Below are 19,851 nucleotides of genomic sequence, written 5' to 3' on the forward strand. Positions count from 1 at the left end.
TGCTAGTAGAGGAAGCCGACGATGTCGCGGACTTCCTTCATCGTCACTTCGGCGCGCGCCCGAGCCCGCTCGCCGCCATCGCGCAGGATCGCGTCGATATGGCTGGTGTCGGCCATCAGACGGCGCATCTCGGCGGTGATCGGCGAAAGCACCTTGACCGAGAGGTCGATCAGCGCCGGCTTGAACACCGAGAACTGCTGTCCGCCGAATTCCGCGAGCACCTCGGCCTTCGACGTGTCGGCGAGTGCCGCGTAGATGCCGACGAGGTTGTCGGCCTCCGGGCGGCCCTGCAGGCCGTCGAGTTCGCTCGGCAAGCCGTCCGGATCGGTCTTGGCCTTGCGGATCTTCTTGGAGATCGCGTCCTCGTCGTCCATCAGATTGATGCGCGACAGGTCGGATGGGTCCGACTTCGACATCTTCTTGGTGCCGTCGCGCAGCGACATGACGCGCGGCGCCGGGCCGTCGATCATAGGCTCGACCATCGGGAAATAGGCATGCACCGGCTCCTTGCCGACGGTGATGTCGACCCCGTATCCAGCCTTGCGGATATGCTCGGCGTAATCGAGGTTGAACTTCATCGCGATGTCGCGGGCAAGTTCCAGATGCTGCTTCTGGTCGTCGCCGACGGGAACATGCGTTCCGCGGTAGACGAGAATGTCGGCGGCCATCAGGCTCGGATAGGCGTAGAGACCGAGCGAGGCCTGCTCGCGGTCCTTGCCGGCCTTGTCCTTGAACTGCGTCATGCGGTTCATCCAGCCGATGCGCGCCACGCAGTTGAAGATCCAGGCGAGTTCCGCATGCTGCGGCACGGCCGACTGGTTGAATACGATATGCTTCTTGGGGTCGATACCGGCGGCGATGAAGGCGGCGGCGATCGAACGGATCTGGTTCGGCATGTCCTCATGCACCAGCTGCGCGGTCAGCGCATGCATGTCGACCACGCAATAGATGCAGTCGTTGCCGTCCTGCAGCGCCACGAACTTGCGGATCGCGCCGAGATAGTTGCCGAGATGGAGATTGCCGGTCGGCTGAACGCCAGAAAAGACCAGTTTCTTGAATTCGTTCATCATGTCCTCGATTAGGCTTGTGGAGGGCCCCAGGGCCAACGGCCCATGTTGCTAACGTCGCGGCTTATGCACGTCGGATGGCTTGTGATCAAGGGGCTGTGGCGGTGGCGTGCTGGATGAGATCGAAGGTGTTGCCGTAAGGATCGGAAAACACCGCGACGGTGCCGTAGACCTCGTGCCGCGGCGCCTCCAGGAAGCGTATGCCGGCCCTGGTCATCGCGGCGTGGTCGCGGGCAAAGTCGTCGGTCGAAAGAAAGAACCCGACACGCCCGCCGGTCTGATTTCCGACCACGGCCTTCTGCCGCTCGTTGGCCGCTTGCGCCAGCAGAAACGCGGCCCCGCTTGCGCCCCTCGGCTTCACCACCACCCACCGCTTCCCCTCCGGCTGCACCTCGTCCTGCAGGCACTCGAAGCTCAGCGCATCGCAGTAGAACGCCTTGGCGCGATCGTAGTCGTCGATGACGAGCGTAATGAGGAAGAGCGATTGGGACATGGATGGCTCCTGTTGTGGTCTTGAGTTTGTTGCCGGGGACTGGCGGGCGGTCAAGCGGGAAGGGCTGGAATGAAGACCCCTCCCAACCCTCCCCACAAGGGGGGGGGCTTAACTTGCGGCGCTGCCGAAGCCACGATTGATTTGGGCGGTCACCGCGAGTCTTCTCCCCCACCTGTGGGGGGAGATGCCGGCAGGCAGAGGGGGGTATCCCACGGCAACACTTCGCGACCGTCACATCCTTAACGACACACCAAATCCCCACGCCGCCCGAAAGCCCGTGTCTCCACCATGCACTTCACTCGGACGGGGCGCTGGAAATCACCTCGATTGAGTAAGTAAGATATGGCGCTTCCCAGCGCCCCGTTCGGCGGTTTATGCCCGCGACTCCGATCTCTCTGCCTTTCCGCCCAACTTCGCGGCGGAACCATGTGTGCCTCACAGGCACGTCCGGGCTCAACTCAGGCACCATCTCGCGATGGAACCCGCCGTCACCGGAGGGAGATCATTTTCCGCGGACCCGGACCGTGAGGTTTTGCGTCATCCCCTCACGCTCCGCGCCGATCCCGCCTCGCCGGCACGCCTGCCGGGGTATCCGATGACGGGACGCCTTTATTGTAGGGCGAGGTTTTTCGAGCGGGGAAAATCGACGCCCCGATTTGGTGTGAATATGCTCCGGCGCTCTCGCGAAAAGGGCAATTCATACCCCATTTTAGGTATATTGAATGTATAAATTCGACGTAAAATAAGGCATGTACGTGATATACTAGGTAGAATGTTCCTTAAATTGGCCATTTTTGAGGAGAGTTTTGCCGCCCGCAAACATGAGCGCCGCGCTGTGCGGTGCTCTCAAGTGGGGGACGAAATGATGCATCCTGCATTCTCAATCGTACTGGCCGGCCTTTTCAGCCTCTCCTGCATCGACGGCGCGAACGCTCAGAACATGCGAAAGCTGTCGATCGGACCGCTGAAGAAAAATGAAACGCTTGCCTATGGCCTGCAGACCGTCAGCGTCCGCGCCGGCTGCTTTCCGCCGAAACTGCGAGGTATCCTCGCCTACATTGCCGACAGGGCAGGGCGCCGGCCGCTCGTCACTTCGGGCCTGAGGGCGAATTCCGGCCGCTCGCAGCACCGTCACTGCGCCGCCGCCGATATCCGGGTGTCCGGCGTTTCCGACAAGACGATCATCGCCATTGCCGCGCAGGCGCCCGGCATCGGCGGCATTGGCCGTTATTGCAACGGCATCATCCATGTCGATGTCGGCCCGAAGCGCCACTGGACCAGATGTTGAGCGGCGGCGCCGGTCCCGGGGTGGCGGATCAGCCGTCCGTCTTGGTGGCCGCCGGCTTGCGCTTGAGATTGCGGCGGATCATGCCGAGGTTCGCGCCGCCGATCAGAAACGCCGTGGCGAAATAGACCACCATCGAGATGCCGATCAGCAGGCCGAGCGTGCCGACCTTGGTTGCGAGCGAAGCGCTCGAGGCGAGCCACGGCTCCCAGCGCTGCTGCAGATACATGATCACCCCGCCCATGACGGCGGCCGAAACGACGAGCAGCGCCGTTCGCCGCGCGAGCGCCCATTCCCATTTCAGGTGGCCGCGCCTGATGAGCGTGGTGAACAGAAGAACGGTGCTGATCCATCCGGCCGTGGCTTCCGCGACCGCTATGCCCGGCGCGCCGAGATAGGGAAACAGCGTCAGCGCCGTGGCGCAGTTGACGCCGACGGCGACCGCCGAAAAGCGCATCGGCGTCTTGGTGTCCTCGCGGGCGTAGAAGCCCGGCTGCAGCGCCTTGATCAGCACGAAGGCCGGCAGCCCGATGCCGTAGATGGCAAGGATCGAGCCGACGATCATCGTGTTTTCCTGTTGGAAGGCGCCGCGCTCGTAGAGCACGCGGATGATCTCGTCGGACAAGATCCACAGCGCGAAGGCGGCGGGGATCGTCAGAAACATCACGAATTCGATCGAGCGGTTCTGCAGGTTGCCTGCCTCGCGCAGATTGCCGCCCTTCAGCGCGCGCGCAAGTTCCGGCAGGAGCACGACGCCGACGGCGACGCCCACCACGCCGAGCGGCAGCTGGTAGATGCGGTCGGCATATTGCAGGGCCGCGATCGCACCTTCCTTGCTGGAGGCGATCGCCTGGCCGATCATCTGGTTGATCTGCGTGATGCCGCCGGTCACGGCGGCGGGGATGGCGAGGATCAGCAGCCGCTTGACGTTGGGCGTGATCCTCGGAAAGCGGATGCCGATGCTCATGCCGGCATGCAGCACGCCGAAATAGACGACCGCGAGCTGCAGGACGCCCGCCAGCAGCACGCCCCAGGAGAGATACCAGGCGGTTTGCAGCGGTTCGGCGCCGGTATAGAGTGCGTAGAACAGCGCCCCGATCATCACGACGTTGAGGAAGACCGGCGCCACGGCGGCGGCGAAGAAATGATGCAGCGAATTCAGCATCCCGCTCATCATCGCCGTCAGCGACATGCACATCAGATAGGGAAACATCACCGCCGCCATGCGCACGGTGATCGAGAATTTCTCCGGATCGTCGGTAAAGCCCGGCGCGATGACGAAGCGCACCAGAAGCGGCATCGACAGTTCCATCACGATGGTGATGAGAAGCAATACGGAAAACAGGACGCCGAACACTTCCTCGGAAAACCGCTTGGCGCCGTCGGTGCCGTTCGCCTCGATCTCCTTGGCGAAGAGCGGCACGAAGGCGGCGTTGAACGCGCCCTCGGCGAACAGCCGGCGAAACAGGTTCGGAAAGCGGAAGGCCGCGTAGAACACGTCGGCCATCGGCCCGGTGCCGAGCGCCGCCGCCATCAGCGTTTCGCGGGCGAAGCCGAACAACCGGCTGCCCAGCGTGGCGCCGCCGACGGTGGCGAATTTCTTGACGAGGCTCATGCGGCTAAAATTCCTTCATGGGAAGGGTGAGAGTGCAATTGCTTGGATGCGCCGATCCCACAGAACCCCCTCATTCCTGTGCTTGTCACAGGAATCCAGCTGCCGCGCGTCTGCGCGGCGAAAGACTCTTTTTCAGCCCAAGGACTTGGGCTGGCTGGATTCCCGTGACGAGCACAGGAATGAGGGAGAGAGGGCTTGGCGACCACCTATCGCGTCCTCTCGGCCGTGTCGGCCGGCGCGATCATGCCCGACGGCATGCGCTCGCGCAGCTCGTCCTGTTCCTCGGCGATGACAGCCCGCATGCGGGCGGTGATGTTGGAGCGCTTGCTGTCGCCCGATATCTTCTGGCCGACGAGATCGGTGACGTAGAAGGTGTCGATCACCTTCTCCCCGAAGGTCGTGATCCGCGCCGACTGGATGTCGAGCGACAGATCCGACAGCACGGCGGTCACCTCGGACAGAAGACCCGGCCGGTCGAGGCACTCGACCTCGATGACGGTGAACTTGTTCGACAGGCTGTTGGAGATATGCACCGACGGCGGGATGACGAAGGCCTTGCTCTTCTTGCGGTTCTTGGTGCGGGTCGCGATCACCTCGGGCAGGCGCTTGCGGCCGGACAGCACGTCCTCGATCATCCGTCCGACGGTGGCCGCGCGGCGCAGCTCGTCGGCGTCGTCCTTGAATTCGCGACTGACATGGATGGTGTCGAGCGCCCGGCCGTCCGAGGTCGTGAAGATCTGCGCGTCGACGATGTTGGCGCCGGCCGCGGCGCAGGCGCCGGCGATGACGGCGAGCAGGCGCGGATGGTCGGGCGACAGCACCGTGATCTCGGTGATGGCATGGAAGCTGTCGGTGCGCACCATCGTCGCCAGCGCCTGTCCGGCCTTGTCGGCCTGGCGGATGAAGCCGGCATGGCGCACCTGATCTTCCAGCGGCACCGAAAGCAGGTAGGGCTGGTAGTGCAGCTTGCTGTAGATCTTGCGATCCTTCTGCGTCCAGTCGGCAAGCGCGTTGAACAGCGCCTCGGCGGCGACCGCCGCGCGCTCCTTGCGCGAAACTTCCGAGAAGCCGCCGGCAAGCAGAAGCTCGGTCTCGTAGTAGAGCGTGCGCAGGAGCTGCCCCTTCCAGCCGTTCCAGACCCCGGGTCCGACGGCGCGGATGTCGCAGACCGTCAGGATCATCAGCATCTTCAGCCGCTCCAGCGATTGCATGCGGTCGGCGAAGTCGGTGATCGTCTTGCGGTCGGTGAGGTCGCGCGTCTGCGCCACCATCGACATGGTCAGGTGCTCCTCGATCAGCCAGACGACGGTCTCCGTCTGCTTGTGCGACAGGCCGAAGCGGGCGCAGAGCTTGCGGGCGACACGGGCGCCGGCGATCGAGTGATCCTCCTGGCGGCCCTTGGCGACGTCGTGCAGGAGCACCGCCACATAGAGCGCCTCGCGGTCCTCGATCCCGGGCATCGTCTTGTTGGCGAGCGGATGCAGCTCTTCGGCCTTGCCCTTGTCGATCTCCGAGAGCACGTCGACGCTGCGCAGCAGATGCTCATCGACCGTGTAGTGGTGATACATGTTGAACTGCATCATCGCGACGATCTTGCCGAATTCGGGAATGAAGCGGCCAAGCACGCCGGCCTCGTTCATGCGCCGCAGGATCAGCGCCGGGTCTCGCTTCGAGGTCAGGATGGAGAGAAACAGCCGGTTGGCTTCCTCGCTCTCGCGCACGCTGTTGTCGATCAGGCTGAGCGAGCGCGTCACGCGCTTCAGGGCATCCGGGTGGAATTCGAGCCCGTTGATGTCGGCCACATGGAACAGCCGGATGATGTTGACGGGATCGCGCTTGAACACGTCCGCGCCGGCGAGCGCGATGCGGCCGCGATCCTCCATGAAGTCGGTGCTGCCGGCGATCTTGCGGGTGCGGTGGGTGAAGCGGCTGAACACGCCCGAAAGCCCTGGCGTCGATTTCGCCTGCTGGTCCTCCAGCGCCGCGCAGAGAATGCGCGTCAGGTCGCCGACGTCCTTGGCGACCAGGAAGTAGTGCTTCATGAACCGCTCGACCGCCGAAAGGCCGGGGCGCGAATGATAGTCGAGCGCGGTGGCGATCTCGCGCTGGATGTCGAAGGAGAGCCGTTCCTCGGCCTTGGCGGTGAGGAAGTGCATGTGGCAGCGCACCGCCCAGAGGAAGTCGTCGGCCTTCTCGAACAGATGATATTCGTGCTTGGAGAGAACACCGAGCGCTACCAGTTCGGCGGTGTCGCGCACGTGGTAGTAATATTTGGAAATCCAGAACAGCGTGTGCAGGTCGCGCAACCCGCCCTTGCCCTCTTTCACGTTCGGCTCGACGAGATAGCGCGTGTCGCCTGCCTTGCGGTGGCGCTCGTCGCGTTCGGCGAGCTTGGCCGCGATGAATTCGGGGCCGGTGCCGGTGACGATCTCCTTGTCGAAGCGGGCCTCGAGCTCGGTTTCGAGCGAACGAAGGCCGCAGATGTAGCGCATTTCGAGGATCGCCGTGCGGATCGTCATGTCGGACTTCGACAGCGCGATGCACTCTTCCAGGGTGCGGGTGGCATGGCCGACCTTGAAGCCCATGTCCCACAGCATGTAGAGCATGAATTCGACCGCCTTGTGCGTCTCTTCCGCCGGCTTCGGCTGGAACAGGAAGAGCAGGTCGATATCCGAGCCCGGCGCCAGCGTGTCGCGGCCGTAGCCGCCGACGGCCGTCACCGAAAACTTGTCCTTCTGCTTGGGAAAGACGTGGTCGGTGGCGAATTCGTAGAGAACCGTGATGATCCGGTCCTGAAGCCAGGAGATCCGCCGCGCGCATTTCAGTCCGCTGCCGTCGGCCGAGAGCAGTTCGCGGGCCTTGTTGCGCCCGTCCGCGCTGGCCTTCTTGAAGATACCGAGCAGATCGGAACGCATCGCGTCCGGCCGGTTCTTGTTGGCTTCGACCACGGCGTCGCACTGCTTGCGCAGATAGTCGGTATCGAGAATGTCGGAGAAATCGATGTCGTTCGTCGGCGCCATGCGCTGGGCGGCTTCCTGTTCGCGCGGCGCGGCCATCTGCTGCGCCTCTCGTTTCGTCTGCATGCGCTATAGCCTTTTTGTCCGCTATTTGACACGGGCTTTCATACTGCAAGAACCTTTAATTTTGGCGAAAAGGTGATCGCGCGCCGACGCGGCGCAAGAGGCGGTCCCGCTTACGCGGCGATCTGCGCGTTCACCGAGTAGAGAACCTTGCGCGTCTCGCTGGCGATCTCCTCCAGCATGTCCCGGTCGCATTCGCGGTAGCCGGCCTTGGCGATCGATGCCGTCAGATCGGAGATCCGGGCGCAGCAGCGGGTGATCTGCAACAGCCCGAAAGGCGAGGCCCAGCCGCGCGGAGTGCCGTCCTCGTCGGCGAGGCGAAGCGCCTCGATCGCCGTGAAGATGTTTGCGAGCAGCTGCGTTTCGGCAAGCAGGCGGTCCATGAACATGCGCTTACCCCTGCTTCAGCTTCTTCTTGAGGTCGTAGAGCGCGTCCAGCGCCTCGCGCGGCGTCATGTCGTCGAGGCTCATGTTCTTCAGCGCTTCGTCGACCTTCGATGGACCGCGCGCCACATCCTCGCGCCGCACCGCCACCTGGAAGAGCGGCAGGTCGTCGATCAGCTGGCTCGCCGGGTTCTTGCGGTCGGCGTCCTCGAGCCGCGTCAGCACATCACGGGCACGCGAAACGACCGAGGCCGGCAGGCCGGCAAGCCGCGCCACCTGGATACCGTAGGAGCGGTCGGCGGCACCGGGGCCGACCTCGTGCAGGAAGATCACGTCGCCGTCCCATTCCTTCACCCGCATCGTCGCGTTGGAAAGCCGCGCCAGCTTCTCGGATAGCACCGTCAGTTCGTGGAAATGCGTGGCGAACAGCCCGCGGCAGCGGTTGGCCTCATGCAGATGCTCGACAGACGCCCAGGCGATCGACAGGCCGTCGAAGGTGGCGGTTCCACGCCCGATCTCGTCGAGAATGACAAGCGAGCGGTTGGTCGCCTGGTTGAGGATCGCTGCGGTCTCCACCATTTCGACCATGAAGGTCGAGCGCCCGCGCGCCAGATCGTCGGAAGCGCCGACACGCGAGAACAGCCGGTCGACGATGCCGATATGCGCGGACGTCGCCGGCACGAAGCAGCCCATCTGCGCCAGGATGGCGATCAGCGCGTTCTGACGCAGGAAGGTCGATTTACCGCCCATGTTCGGGCCGGTCAAAAGCCAGATCGCGCCATCCTTGCCGTCACCCTCGGGCGAGAGGTCGCAATTGTTGGCGACGAACGGCCCGGTGGACTGCCGGCGTAGCGCCTGCTCGACCACGGGATGCCGCCCGCCCTCGATGGCGAACATGGTCGAACCATCGACCAGCGGCCGGCAATAGGCCTGCTCGTCTGCCAGCAGCGCGAGGCCCGCGGCGACGTCGATGATGGCAAGCGCCCGCGCGCCGGCCTTGATGGTTTCGGCCTCGGCGACGACAGCCGCGCTCATGCGGTCGAAAGCGGCAAGCTCGATCGACAGCGCCTGGTCGGCGGCGTTGGCGATGCGGCTTTCGAGATCGGCAAGCTCGGTGGTGGTGAAGCGCATCGCGTTCGCCATCGTCTGGCGATGGATGAACCGCGCCTTGGCCTCCGGCGTGTCGGTCATCGGCCCGGCATTGCCCGCCGTGACCTCGATGAAATAGCCGAGCACATTGTTGTGCTTGATCTTCAGCGACTTGATGCCGGTCTCGTCGGCATATTGCAGCTGCAGGCCGGCGATGACCCGGCGCGACTGGTCGCGCAGCGCGCGCACCTCGTCCAGCTCGGCATTGGCCCCGTCGCGAAGGAAGCCGCCGTCGCGCTTCAGAAGCGGCAGCTCGTCGCCGAGCGTTTCGCTGAGCAGTGCCGCCACCTGTTGCGGCAGGGCGATGAGGCCGGCCAGCGCGTCGGCCAGTTCCTCGGGCAGCATCGCGGTTTCGAGCAGCCGCGCCACGTCTGTGGCTGCATTCAGCCCTTGGCGGATCGCCGCGAGATCGCGCGGACCGCCGCGCTCGAGCGCCAGTCGCGACAGCGCGCGCGGCATGTCGGGCACGTGCTTGAGGAGATCGCGCAGGTCGCCAGAGAGCGAGGGCTCCTCGATCAGGAAGCCGATCGAATCCAGCCGCTCGTTGATCCGCGCTGGATCGGTCAGCGGCGACATCAGGCGTTCGGCGAGCAGGCGCGCCCCGCCGCCGGTGATGGTGCGGTCGATGGCTTTCAAAAGCGAGCCGTTGCGGTCGCCGGAAAGCGTGCGCGCAAGTTCGAGATTGGCGCGCGTGGCCGGGTCGATGAACAGCGTCGAGGCGGCGCTTTCGCGCTCCGGCTTGCCGAGCGGTGGCCGTTCGGCGATCTGCGTCTTCTCCACATAGGCGACGGCCGCTGCCGCTGCCGCGAGTTCCGAGCGCGAAAAGGTGCCGAAGCCATCGAGCGTCGAGACGCCGAAATAGCGCGCGATCCGGCCCTCCGCCGTGGCACTGTCGAACAGCACCGATGGCTGCGGCACGGCGGTGCGGCCTAGAACGTCGAACACCGGCTTCAGCTCCGGATCGTAAAACATCGTATCCGGCACGATCAGCTCGCGCGGATCGATCCTCGAGATATCGGCCAACAGTCGCGACGCCTCGGTCTCCGCCAGGCGGAAAACGCCGGTGGAAATATCGATCCAGGCAAGCGCCATCAGCGGCTCGGAGGCGCCGCGGATGCGCGTCAAGGCCATCAGATAGTTCGATTCCGAGGGCGAAAGCAGCTTTTCCTCGGTGATCGTTCCCGGCGTCACCAGGCGCACGACGTCGCGCTTGACGACCGACTTGCTGCCGCGCTTCTTGGCTTCCGCGGGGTCCTCGACCTGCTCGCAGACCGCCACCCGGAAGCCGAGCCCGATCAGCTTCTGCAGATAGTCGTCGGCGGCATGAACCGGTACGCCGCACATCGGGATATCCTGCCCCATGTGCTGGCCGCGCTTGGTCAGCGTGATCCCGAGCGCGCGCGAGGCGTCGAGCGCGTCCTCGAAGAACAGCTCGTAGAAATCGCCCATGCGGTAGAACAGCAGTGAATCCGGATTGTTCGCCTTGATCTCGATGAACTGCTCCATCATCGGCGTGGCCGAGGCGCGGCTCTCTTCCGTTGCAAGCTCGGCAGCCGAAAAGGCTTCGTGTCTCAAGGTCATTCGATCGTTCACGGAGTGGGCTTTTCTCTAAAAAACAGGGTGCCACCCTATCGAAGCGCGGCTATAGAAGACAACAGCTATCGGGAAATGGGAGCCGTTAGCCCACAGGAGGATTGAGGGAGGTATTCGACGAGCCGCAAGGTCGGGAACCCCTTGTAAGGGGAGCCTGTCAGTTTCAACGGATATTTTAATCGATTGTAGCCGTACGGCTTTTTCGCAACGCGTCGTGTCAGCCCCGGGAACCGTGTCTATAGAGGGTCGACCAGCGCAATCGAAGGCCGGTTGTCAGGAGATTTGGAGGAGATATGCCCGACATGAACAGCAAGCAGCGCCCCGCCAACGGCATTACCGACAAGGAAGCGCTCGACTTCCATTCGCAGGGAAAACCCGGCAAGCTCGAAGTCAACCCGACCAAGCCGATGGCCACGCAGCGGGATCTCTCGCTTGCCTACTCGCCGGGCGTCGCCGTTCCCGTCAAGGCCATCGCCGCCGATCCCGCCACCGCCTATGACTACACGTCGCGCGGCAACATGGTTGCGGTCATTTCCAACGGTACCGCCATCCTCGGCCTCGGCAATCTCGGCGCGCTGGCCTCCAAGCCGGTCATGGAAGGCAAGTCGGTGCTCTTCAAGCGCTTCGCCGATGTCGACAGCATCGACCTCGAGGTCGATACCGAAAATGTCGACGAGTTCATCAACTGCGTCCGCTTTCTCGGCCCCTCCTTCGGCGGCATCAACCTCGAGGACATCAAGGCGCCGGACTGCTTCATCATCGAGAGCCGCCTGCGCGAGCTCATGGACATCCCGGTGTTCCATGACGACCAGCACGGCACCGCGATCATCGCCGCCGCCGGCCTCATCAACGCGCTGGAACTGACCGGCCGCGACCTGAAGACGGCGAAGCTGGTCTGCAACGGCGCCGGCGCCGCCGCCATCGCCTGCGTCGAGCTCATCAAGGCCATGGGTTTCGCGCCCGAGAACATCACGCTTTGCGATACCAAGGGCGTGATCTATCAGGGCCGCACCGAAGGCATGAACCAGTGGAAATCGGCGCATGCGGTCAAGACCAAGGCCCGCACGCTGGAAGAAGCGATGAAGGGCGCCGATGTCGTCTTCGGCCTGTCGCAGAAGGGCGCCTTCTCCGAGGAGATGATCCTGTCGATGGCCGACCGCCCGATCATCTTCGCGATGGCCAATCCCGACCCGGAAATCACGCCGGAAGAGGTTGCGCGCATTCGCGACGACGCCATCATGGCGACCGGCCGCTCGGATTATCCCAACCAGGTCAATAACGTCCTGGGCTTCCCCTACATCTTCCGTGGCGCGCTCGATGTCCGCGCCACGACGATCAACGACGATATGAAGATCGCCGCCGTCCGGGCGCTGGCGAGCCTCGCCCGCGAGGACGTTCCAGACGATGTCGCCGCGGCCTACCAGGGCAATCGCCCGCGCTTCGGTCCGCAATACATCATCCCGGTCCCCTTCGATCCGCGCCTGATTTCGGCGATCCCCGTGGCGGTCGCCGAGGCCGCGATGGAAAGCGGCGTCGCCCGCAAGCCGATACCCGACATGGCCGCCTATGCCCGCGAGCTGTCGGCCAGGCGCGATCCCATCGCCTCGACGCTCGCCAGCCTCTATGAGCGCGTGCGCCGTCATCCCAAGCGCGTGGTCTTCGCCGAGGCCGAGGAGGAGCAGGTCATGCGCGCCGCGCTTTCCTACGCCAACCAGCAGCTCGGCACCGCCATCCTGCTCGGCCGCGAGGACCTGATCAAGGCGACCGCCGAGCGCGCCGGCATCGATCTCAACCGCCCCGGCCTCGAGATCGTCAACGCCCGCATCTCGACAAGGGTGGAGGCCTATATCGACTATCTCTACGCCCGCCTGCAGCGAAAGGGATACCTGCACCGCGATGCCCAGCGCCTGATCCACAACGACCGCAACCACTTCGCGGCCTGCATGGTGGCGCTCGGCGATGCCGACGGCATGGTGACCGGGATCACCCGCAACTATTCGACGGCGCTCGAGGATGTTCGCCGCTGCATCGACCAGAAGCCCGGCCATCGGGTCATCGGCGTGTCGATCGCGCTCTGCCGCGGCCGCACCGTCTTCGTCGCCGACACGGCGGTCCACGACATGCCGTCGGCCGAGGAGCTTGCCGATATCGCGGTGGAAGCCGCCGGCTTCGCGCGCCGCATGGGCTACAATCCGCGCGTCGCGATGCTCGCCTACTCGACCTTCGGCCATCCCTCCGGCGAGCGCTCCGAGCGTGTCCGCGAAGCCGTCGCCATCCTCGATCGCCGCTATCTGGATTTCGAGTATGACGGCGAGATGTCGGCCGACGTGGCGCTGAACCGCAAGGCCATGGAGCAGTATCCCTTCTGCCGCCTGTCGGGCCCGGCCAACGTGCTGGTCATGCCGGCCTTCCACTCTGCCTCGATCTCCACCAAGATGCTGCAGGAACTCGGCGGCTCGACGGTGATCGGCCCCATTCTCGTCGGCGTCGACAAGGCGGTGCAGATCACCTCGATGGGGGCGAAGGACAGCGACATCGTGAACATGGCCGCGATTGCGGCTTATACGGGGTCGTGAGGTGATAATGGGGTGAGGTGGTTTGGTGAAGTGGTTATGGGTGAGGGTTTGCCGTGTGGCCCCCTCATCTGGCTGCCGCCATCTTCTCCCCGCTGGGGAGAAGGGGTGTGTGGCAGGCCGCTCGCTCAACCTCCCCTTCGCCCCAACGGGGAGAAGGTGCCCGAAGGGCGGATGAGGGGGCCACACGGCACAACGCTAAATGCAGCTAACTACGCCAACCAAATCAGCTGGCAAACCGCCCGGCATCGGCACCGTAATAATTCACATACCGATCCGAGATGCTTGATATCGGCAGAACGATCAGCACATCCGTCGTGTTGAACGCCTTGTCGACCACGGCGGTGGAGCCGACCATCGCGCCGAGGCGCAGGTAGCCCTTGATCAGCGGCGGCAGCGCCATCAGCGCCCGTTTCGGATTGACGGCCTCGACCGGCATCAGGTCCATGTCGCGGGCAAGGTGCGGCAGGGCGTCGACGGCCCACTCGTCCTTGGCGGCGACGTTGTGGCGCAGGAAGGAGAGCGCCAGCGCATGCTGTTCCGGGTGAATGCCGGGGAAGGAGGCGCAGCCGAACATCGCGCTCATGCCGTGCTTCAGCGCATAGGCCCAGTTGCCCTGCCACAGAAGCTCGACGATGCGCTTGGTACGGTAGTCCGGCAGCACGCAGGAGCGGCCGAGCTCCATGAAACGCTTATCCGGATGGCGCGCGATCAGCGAGTTGATGTCGAATTCGGAAGCCGAGTAAAAGCCGCCATTGGCCATCGCCACGTCCTGCCGCAGCAGACGGTAGGTGCCGACGATCTGGTCCTCGCTGTCGCCCTCGATCGAGCGATCGAGCACCAGCAGGTGGTCGCAGAAGGCGTCGTAGGCATCGAAGTCGCGCTTGCGGCGCATCGCTTCCGCCGGAAGCTGCGCCTTCATCTCGTCCACGAAAACCCGGTAGCGCACGGACTGCGCGGCGTCGATCTCGCCGGGCGTGCGGGCAAGGCGCGTTTCGAGATTGCCGATCCGGCCGAACACGTCGCTCTCGATCTGTTCGGCCTTCCGCGCGGGGGGAAGGGCGTCGATGAGGGGCTCACGGTTGCAGATATCCACGGACATGACGAATCTTTCATTGCCGGCTTCAGGACGCCATAAAACACTTATATGCGACAGCAAAGTGACATTTTAAACCCCCAAATACGCAAGAGGCACATGGGTGCTTTATCGCTACAGTGCTTCCGCGCGGCGGGCGGAAAGCGCGGCGACGGCCTGGACTTCCGTCAACAGCCGTATGGGGTCTATGGGTTTCAGCATGACGCGGTTTGCCCCGTTCAGCAAGACTTGACGACGCGATTCGTCGCGTTTGTCGGCGGTCAGGACGATGATCGGCACCGAGGGAATGTCGAGCCGGCGCTCATGGCCGCGTAGCCGGCCAATCATTTCGATGCCGTCGCCGCCGGGCATGGAAAGATCGCTGATGACGATATCCGGCCGCACGCTTCCTTCCGCCAGCGCCGCGTCGAGCAGCGCCTCGAAATGCTCGACATGCTGCACGCTGTGGCCGGCCTTTTCGAGCATGGCGCGGATCAGCATGGCATTGATCGGATCGTCTTCGGCCAGCACGATCCTCAGCCCGCCCTGAATGCCCGCATCCGGAATGCCCGGGCTGAAGCCGGGCTGGTTGTCGTTCAGCGCGTCGCGCTTTTCCATGCCGCGCATGCGTCCGCGCAGCACGTCGATCAGCGACTGTTCGCGCAGCGGCCGGATCAGCCAGGCGTCGAAGAGGTCGAGAGAATGGGCGTTGCGCTCTTCCGGGTTGACCAGGAAGATCTTGCGCAGGCCAAGGGCTGCGATATCCGTCCGGTCGGCCAGGTTCGCGGCGAACTCCGCCGACATGCGGTGGTCGACGATGATGTCGGTCGGGCGCCGTCCGTTCGCCGCCATGTCGAGCAGGATCCAGCGCGCCGTCTCGCCGTCCTCGACGAAGTGGCACTGGCCCCCGAGCGTGCGGATGGTCTCCGAAATCGCCATGCGGGCGGCCCCCGCCGGCGCCAGCAGAACGACGAGATTGCCCGCGAGCAAAGCGTCGCGTCGCGGCGCGGGCTGTTCGTCCCCTTCGGTGCGGAAGCGGATGCTGAATTCCGTGCCGGTGCCCTTTTCGCTGGCGACCGTCAGCGCGCCGCCGAATTCGCGCATGATGCGCGCCGAGATGGCAAGGCCAAGGCCGGTGCCGTTGCTCTTTTCCACCATGGTGCCCGCCTGTTCGTATTCGCCGAAGACACGCGCCTGCTCTTCTTCCGTCATGCCCGGCCCGGTATCGGTGACCGTGATCGAAAGCTCGCCGTCCTGCAGCGACACGCGAATGAACACGCCGCCGACCTGGGTGAATTTCACCGCGTTGCCGATCACGTTGAACAGCACCTGGCGCAGGCGCGCGGCGTCGAAGTTCATCAGTTCGGGAACGTCCGACGAAACGGTCGAGCCGATCTCGATGCCCTTTTCGTGGGCGCGGTGGGCAAGCATCTCGACGACGCTTTCGAGCAGCTTGCGCACCGATTCCGACCGCGGGCGCAGCTGGAAGCGGCCGACCTCGATGGTCGAGAAATCGAGCAGGTCCTCGACCAGCTGGGTCAGCGCATGGCCGGACTGCCGGATGCCGGTCAGGTAGTTGTCCTGCTCCTGGGTCATCCGCGTTTCGGTCAGGAGATGCGTCATGCCGAGAATGCCCGACAGCGGCGTGCGCAGTTCGTGGCTGACGGTGGCAAGCAGCCGTGATTTCGAGGCGCTGTTGAACTCCGCCTTCTGCCGCGCCTCCTCGCGCTCCTGCGCCGCGATGCGATCGGCGGTGACGTCGCGGGCGATACTGTGCAAAAGCAGCTTTCCGTCGGCGGGGTTGCGCGTCACCACATCGCGCCAGAAGAAGATGCGCTGCCCCTCCGGCGTCGAGATCTCGACATCGTAGCGATGCGGTTCCGTGCCGGGCCTAAAGGCGATGCCCATTTCCTCGCAGGTCTGTCCGATCGGGTTCGGTCGCCCGGTCAGCCGCCGGAACAGGTCGTTGGCGGCAACGATCCGGCGATCGATCGTCCGGGTCACGGTGATGTCGCCGAGCGCGTCGTGAATGCTGGCGAAGAGCGCGGTATCGCTTCCGCCGCGCATGGCGTCGTCGCCGGCGCGTGCCCTGGCGTGATGGCGGCGGGTCGAGAAGACGGCGAAGCAGACGATCGCGGCAAGCACCAGCGCGCCGATGCCGATCGACATCAGCAGCGGGCCGCCGACATGACCGAGCGCGAGCAGCAGGATGGCCGAGACGATGCCGGCGCCGCCGAGCCAGTAGGAGAGCAGTCTGCGGGCCGAGGTGGCGATCACGGGAGCGGCGGCGACGGGGCCTTGCTCCTGTGCGGTATGGGACATGTCAGCCGGGATCGCGGCCTGCTCATCTTGGCGATGAGCGGCAGGCGCGCCGAAGGCGTCGGCAAGCTTATCGTGTAACTGACCCAGTCCGACCATAGGTTCAAATTAGCACGCCGGCTGTTCCAAATGCCTTCAGCAAAACGCTAAGATTTTATTTATCGCTGGTCTTGGGTTGCAATAGCTCGTCCAAAATCACGCATCCCGCGCCCGTCGTGATGAAAATATCGGCCAGGTTGAAAACAGCGAAGGACCATGTCTCGGTATAGAACAGGATGTAATCGACCACGTGTCCATAAAGGAAACGGTCAAGGATGTTGCCCAGCGCGCCGGCGATGATGAATGCGTAGCCGAGATGGGCGAAGGTGCGGTGCTTGTCGGTGCGGCGCCAGAGCCAGAGCACGAAGGCGACGATGATCAGCCGCATGCCGACGATGAACCACCCGTCCATGCCCGACAGCATCGAGAAGGCGACGCCGTAATTATAGGTGCGGTAAAGCGCCAGCATCGGGATGACCTGCACCGCCTCCTGGAACGGAAGCGTGCGATCGACGGCGATCTTGATGATCTGGTCGAGCAACACGGCGGCGATGACGCCGATCAGGATCGGCAGCGGGCGCGAAAACAGCGTCGGGCGGTCTTGTGTCTGATCGGTCATTTGGCCTCGGACAGTGAGAGAAGGTGGCGGCGCGCCTCGAACATCATGACGGCGCTGGCGACCGCCAGGTTGAGTGAATCGGCCAGGCCCTGCTGCGGAATGCGCGCGAGAGCATCGGCCTCGCGCGAAAGCTGCTCCGGCAGGCCGGATTGTTCGTTGCCCATCAGGATGACGACCGGCTTGGTCTTGTAGTCGATCGTGCGGTAGTCCACGGAACCGGCCAGATGCGTGGCGACCAGCGAAACGCCCGCCTGCTTCTTCCAGGCGATGAACTCCTCCGGCGTCGCCCGCGAGACGGGCATGGCGAAGACCGAGCCCATCGTGGCGCGCACCGTCTCTAGCGAGAACGGGTCGGTGGTCTCGCCGACCAGGATGACGCCGGAAGCGCCGGCCGCGTCGGCGGTGCGGATGATCGTGCCGAGATTGCCGGGATCGCGAACGCGGTCGAGCGCGATCCATGTCTCGCCCTTGGCCGGGCGAATGTCGCGCAGCGGCTTCCAGCGGTTTTCGAACACGCCGACCACCATCTGCGGATTGTCGCGGCGGGTGATCGAGGAGAGAACCTTTTCGCTGACCTCGAGCACCAGCCCGCCGGAGGCAACCGTTTTCGCCGCCATCTGTTCGACCAGCGGCTTGCCCTTCGCGGCCTTGGCGTAGACAAGCGTGCGGATCGTCCAGCCGAGCTCGATCGCGTCGATGACGAGCTTCAGGCCCTCGGCCATGAAGGTGCCGCTCTGCTCGCGGGTCTTCTTGTCGCTGAGCGCCTTGATGTCCTTGATGATCGGATTGGCAAGCGAGGTGACTTCCTTCACCTGGCCGACCCTGCGGGGACCATTGTCGCGGTGTTCGTGGCTCATTTCGGCACCCAGCGGGAAAAGAGGGACGTGGAGAGCGCGCGGCCCGGCGTGTTGCCGTCAAGTCCGGCCTCGCGGATCACCAGCTCTCCGGATTCGACCACGCCGCCGGCGCCGCGCATCGTCTCGCGCATCAGCTCATGGATGGAATAGAAGCTGGCGCGGATCGAATAGGCTGTCAGCACGAGGCCGACCGCCTTCGGCGACAGGATCTCGCGGCAGATGTCGAGCATGACGGGCAGGTGCTCGAACAGATGCCAGACTTCGCCATTCGGTCCGCGGCCGAACTTCGGCGGGTCCGTCAGAATGATGTCGTAGCTGTTTCCGCGGCGCTCCTCGCGCAGGATGAACTTCATCGCGTCTTCGCAGATCCAGCGGATCGGCGCTTTTTCAAGCCCGCTCAGCGCCTGGTTCTCGCGCGCCCAGCCGATCGCCTTCTTGGAGGCATCGACATGCGTGACCTCGGCGCCGGCCGCGGCCGCCACCAGCGAGGCAACGCCCGTGTAGCCGAAAAGGTTCAGCACCTTCAGCGGCCGGCCGGCGGCTTCGACCTGCTGCTTCATCCACGTCCAGTGAACGATCTGCTCGGGAAACACGCCGACATGGCGAAACGACGTGAAGCGGCCGAGGAAATCGACGCCGAGAAGGTTGAGCGGCCAGGTCTCGCCCAGCGCTTCCTTGGGAAAACGCCAGCGGCCGGTCCCTTCCTCGTCGGTGTCGCCGGTAAAGGCCGCGTCGACCTTGTCCCAGACATGGCTGGGAAACGACGGCTTCCACAGCGCCTGTCCTTCCGGGCGAATGATCCGGTAGGGGCCGTATTGCTCGAGCTTCTCCCCGTTACCGCTGTCGATCAGATGGAAATCGCCGGCGCCGAGGGATTCGAGAATGACGGGAACGCGCTCGGGCGGGCGCTCGCCGCTGCGCTCCATCAATGGGCGCTCCGGCGCCGCTGGCGCGGAGGCGGGCTCGCGCGCGGCCTGTTGCGGGGGCGCGGGCCTGTTCGCCGGCTTCGGCGGGCGGCTGTTGCCGCGCTCGTCGCCGCGGCGTCCACTGGCGGGGCCCGTGCCGGATTTCTGGCCCGGCCGGCGTTCTTTTTGTCTCAACGTGGTGTTCCGCGTGCTGAATTTGATAGAGCCCGTGCAAATAGCATCCCATTTTCACCTTGGCAAAGCGCTTTCCCGCCGCGATATGTTCGATGACGTGAAAATGGGAGGATTGTGATGGACTTCGTCGGACAAGAGCGTATCACCGCGCCGCGCGACGTCGTGTGGGCTGGCCTCAACGATCCCGATATCCTCAAGGAATGCATTCCCGGCTGCCAGTCGCTGGAGTTTACGGGTCCGAACGAGCTCGTCGCCACGATCAGGGTCAAGATCGGCATGGTGCCGCTGACTTTTACCGGCGAAATCCGCGTCTCCAACATCGATGCGCCATTGAGCTACACGCTTACGGCGGAAGGCAAGGGCAGCATCGCCGGCTTCGCCAGGGGATCGGCCGATGTAACGCTGGAGGACGATGGCGGCGAAACCATCCTGCATTTTCGCGCCGGCGCCGATGTCGGCGGCAAGATCGCCCAGCTTGGCGCCAGGCTGATCGATTCCTCGTCGCAAAAGCTCGCGCAACGCTTCTTTTCCGATTTCAACGCGGCCGTCAGTGCCAAGGCAGCGGAATAAGAGGCCGTTGCCGAACAAGAGACCAACGAGGCA

The 19,851-nt window shown here is 64.3% G+C and carries 14 protein-coding genes; 3 read left to right on the forward strand and 11 right to left on the reverse strand.

Going from position 1 to position 19,851, the window contains the following annotated elements:
• Positions 1 to 2: 2 nt before the first annotated feature.
• Together trpS and GGQ67_RS16240 are read right to left on the reverse strand one after the other, a co-directional pair.
• A complete protein-coding gene (gene trpS, locus GGQ67_RS16235) occupies positions 3 to 1,067 on the reverse strand; it encodes a tryptophan--tRNA ligase (RefSeq protein ID WP_183901180.1) in 1,065 nt (354 codons plus the stop codon).
• Between the two features lie 88 nt (positions 1,068 to 1,155).
• Positions 1,156 to 1,560 carry a VOC family protein gene (locus GGQ67_RS16240; protein ID WP_183901181.1) on the reverse strand — a complete coding sequence of 135 codons (405 nt, stop codon included), beginning with the start codon at positions 1,558 to 1,560 and terminating at the stop codon, positions 1,156 to 1,158.
• An 865-nt stretch (positions 1,561 to 2,425) separates the two neighbouring features.
• Between GGQ67_RS16240 and GGQ67_RS16245 the strand changes: the two genes are divergently transcribed.
• The gene (locus tag GGQ67_RS16245) at positions 2,426 to 2,848 is read left to right on the forward strand and encodes a YcbK family protein (RefSeq protein ID WP_183901298.1); all 423 of its coding nucleotides are present in this window, start codon (positions 2,426 to 2,428) and stop codon (positions 2,846 to 2,848) included.
• Between the two features lie 28 nt (positions 2,849 to 2,876).
• Here the strand turns inward: GGQ67_RS16245 and murJ are convergent, their stop codons facing one another.
• From murJ to mutS, 4 genes are all read right to left on the reverse strand, one after another.
• Positions 2,877 to 4,460, reverse strand: coding sequence for a murein biosynthesis integral membrane protein MurJ (gene murJ / locus GGQ67_RS16250; RefSeq protein WP_183901182.1), 1,584 nt, complete (start codon positions 4,458 to 4,460; stop codon positions 2,877 to 2,879).
• Positions 4,461 to 4,666: 206 nt separating this feature from the next.
• Entirely contained in the window at positions 4,667 to 7,543 is a 2,877-nt protein-coding gene (locus GGQ67_RS16255; protein WP_183901183.1) for a [protein-PII] uridylyltransferase, read from the reverse strand.
• Between the two features lie 110 nt (positions 7,544 to 7,653).
• Positions 7,654 to 7,929, reverse strand: coding sequence for a hypothetical protein (locus tag GGQ67_RS16260; RefSeq protein ID WP_183901184.1), 276 nt, complete (start codon positions 7,927 to 7,929; stop codon positions 7,654 to 7,656).
• Positions 7,930 to 7,933: 4 nt separating this feature from the next.
• Positions 7,934 to 10,654, reverse strand: a complete 2,721-nt coding sequence (gene mutS / locus GGQ67_RS16265; protein WP_210279674.1) for a DNA mismatch repair protein MutS — start codon at positions 10,652 to 10,654, stop codon at positions 7,934 to 7,936.
• Positions 10,655 to 10,959: 305 nt separating this feature from the next.
• Here mutS and GGQ67_RS16270 point away from each other — a divergent pair, with 305 nt between their 5' ends.
• On the forward strand, positions 10,960 to 13,242 hold the full coding sequence (locus GGQ67_RS16270) for an NADP-dependent malic enzyme (protein ID WP_183901186.1): 2,283 nt from the start codon (positions 10,960 to 10,962) through the stop codon (positions 13,240 to 13,242).
• A gap of 223 nt (positions 13,243 to 13,465) precedes the next feature.
• Here GGQ67_RS16270 and olsB read toward each other — a convergent pair whose 3' ends face one another.
• From olsB to GGQ67_RS16295, 5 genes are all read right to left on the reverse strand, one after another.
• Entirely contained in the window at positions 13,466 to 14,341 is an 876-nt protein-coding gene (olsB, locus tag GGQ67_RS16275; RefSeq protein ID WP_183901187.1) for a l-ornithine N(alpha)-acyltransferase, read from the reverse strand.
• A gap of 108 nt (positions 14,342 to 14,449) precedes the next feature.
• Entirely contained in the window at positions 14,450 to 16,732 is a 2,283-nt protein-coding gene (locus tag GGQ67_RS16280) for a hybrid sensor histidine kinase/response regulator (protein WP_183901188.1), read from the reverse strand.
• 55 nt (positions 16,733 to 16,787) lie between these two features.
• Positions 16,788 to 17,291, reverse strand: a complete 504-nt coding sequence (lspA, locus tag GGQ67_RS16285) for a signal peptidase II (RefSeq protein ID WP_183901189.1) — start codon at positions 17,289 to 17,291, stop codon at positions 16,788 to 16,790.
• On the reverse strand, positions 17,288 to 18,148 hold the full coding sequence (locus tag GGQ67_RS16290) for a TrmH family RNA methyltransferase (RefSeq protein WP_183901190.1): 861 nt from the start codon (positions 18,146 to 18,148) through the stop codon (positions 17,288 to 17,290). The genes lspA and GGQ67_RS16290 overlap by 4 nt, the downstream gene beginning before the upstream one ends.
• Entirely contained in the window at positions 18,145 to 19,248 is a 1,104-nt protein-coding gene (locus GGQ67_RS16295) for a class I SAM-dependent methyltransferase (protein WP_183901191.1), read from the reverse strand. The genes GGQ67_RS16290 and GGQ67_RS16295 overlap by 4 nt, the downstream gene beginning before the upstream one ends.
• A gap of 117 nt (positions 19,249 to 19,365) precedes the next feature.
• On the opposite strand from GGQ67_RS16295, the gene GGQ67_RS16300 reads away from it, so the two are divergent.
• Positions 19,366 to 19,818: an SRPBCC family protein gene (locus GGQ67_RS16300; protein WP_183901192.1), complete on the forward strand. Its 453-nt coding sequence runs from the start codon at positions 19,366 to 19,368 to the stop codon at positions 19,816 to 19,818.
• Positions 19,819 to 19,851: the final 33 nt, after the last annotated feature.

The organism is Rhizobium metallidurans, from assembly GCF_014196505.1.
GTDB lineage: Bacteria > Pseudomonadota > Alphaproteobacteria > Rhizobiales > Rhizobiaceae > Rhizobium > Rhizobium metallidurans.

Excerpts from the sequence above, each read along its gene's own strand:
- trpS (WP_183901180.1), bottom strand. The coding sequence starts at position 1,067 with ATGAACGAATTCAAGAAACTGGTCTTTTCTGGCGTTCAGCCGACCGGC.
- GGQ67_RS16240 (WP_183901181.1), bottom strand. The coding sequence starts at position 1,560 with ATGTCCCAATCGCTCTTCCTCATTACGCTCGTCATCGACGACTACGAT.
- GGQ67_RS16245 (WP_183901298.1), top strand. The coding sequence starts at position 2,426 with ATGCATCCTGCATTCTCAATCGTACTGGCCGGCCTTTTCAGCCTCTCC.
- murJ (WP_183901182.1), bottom strand. The coding sequence starts at position 4,460 with ATGAGCCTCGTCAAGAAATTCGCCACCGTCGGCGGCGCCACGCTGGGC.
- GGQ67_RS16255 (WP_183901183.1), bottom strand. The coding sequence starts at position 7,543 with ATGCAGACGAAACGAGAGGCGCAGCAGATGGCCGCGCCGCGCGAACAG.
- GGQ67_RS16260 (WP_183901184.1), bottom strand. The coding sequence starts at position 7,929 with ATGTTCATGGACCGCCTGCTTGCCGAAACGCAGCTGCTCGCAAACATC.
- mutS (WP_210279674.1), bottom strand. The coding sequence starts at position 10,654 with ATGACCTTGAGACACGAAGCCTTTTCGGCTGCCGAGCTTGCAACGGAA.
- GGQ67_RS16270 (WP_183901186.1), top strand. The coding sequence starts at position 10,960 with ATGCCCGACATGAACAGCAAGCAGCGCCCCGCCAACGGCATTACCGAC.
- olsB (WP_183901187.1), bottom strand. The coding sequence starts at position 14,341 with ATGTCCGTGGATATCTGCAACCGTGAGCCCCTCATCGACGCCCTTCCC.
- GGQ67_RS16280 (WP_183901188.1), bottom strand. The coding sequence starts at position 16,732 with ATGGTCGGACTGGGTCAGTTACACGATAAGCTTGCCGACGCCTTCGGC.
- lspA (WP_183901189.1), bottom strand. The coding sequence starts at position 17,291 with ATGACCGATCAGACACAAGACCGCCCGACGCTGTTTTCGCGCCCGCTG.
- GGQ67_RS16290 (WP_183901190.1), bottom strand. The coding sequence starts at position 18,148 with ATGAGCCACGAACACCGCGACAATGGTCCCCGCAGGGTCGGCCAGGTG.
- GGQ67_RS16300 (WP_183901192.1), top strand. The coding sequence starts at position 19,366 with ATGGACTTCGTCGGACAAGAGCGTATCACCGCGCCGCGCGACGTCGTG.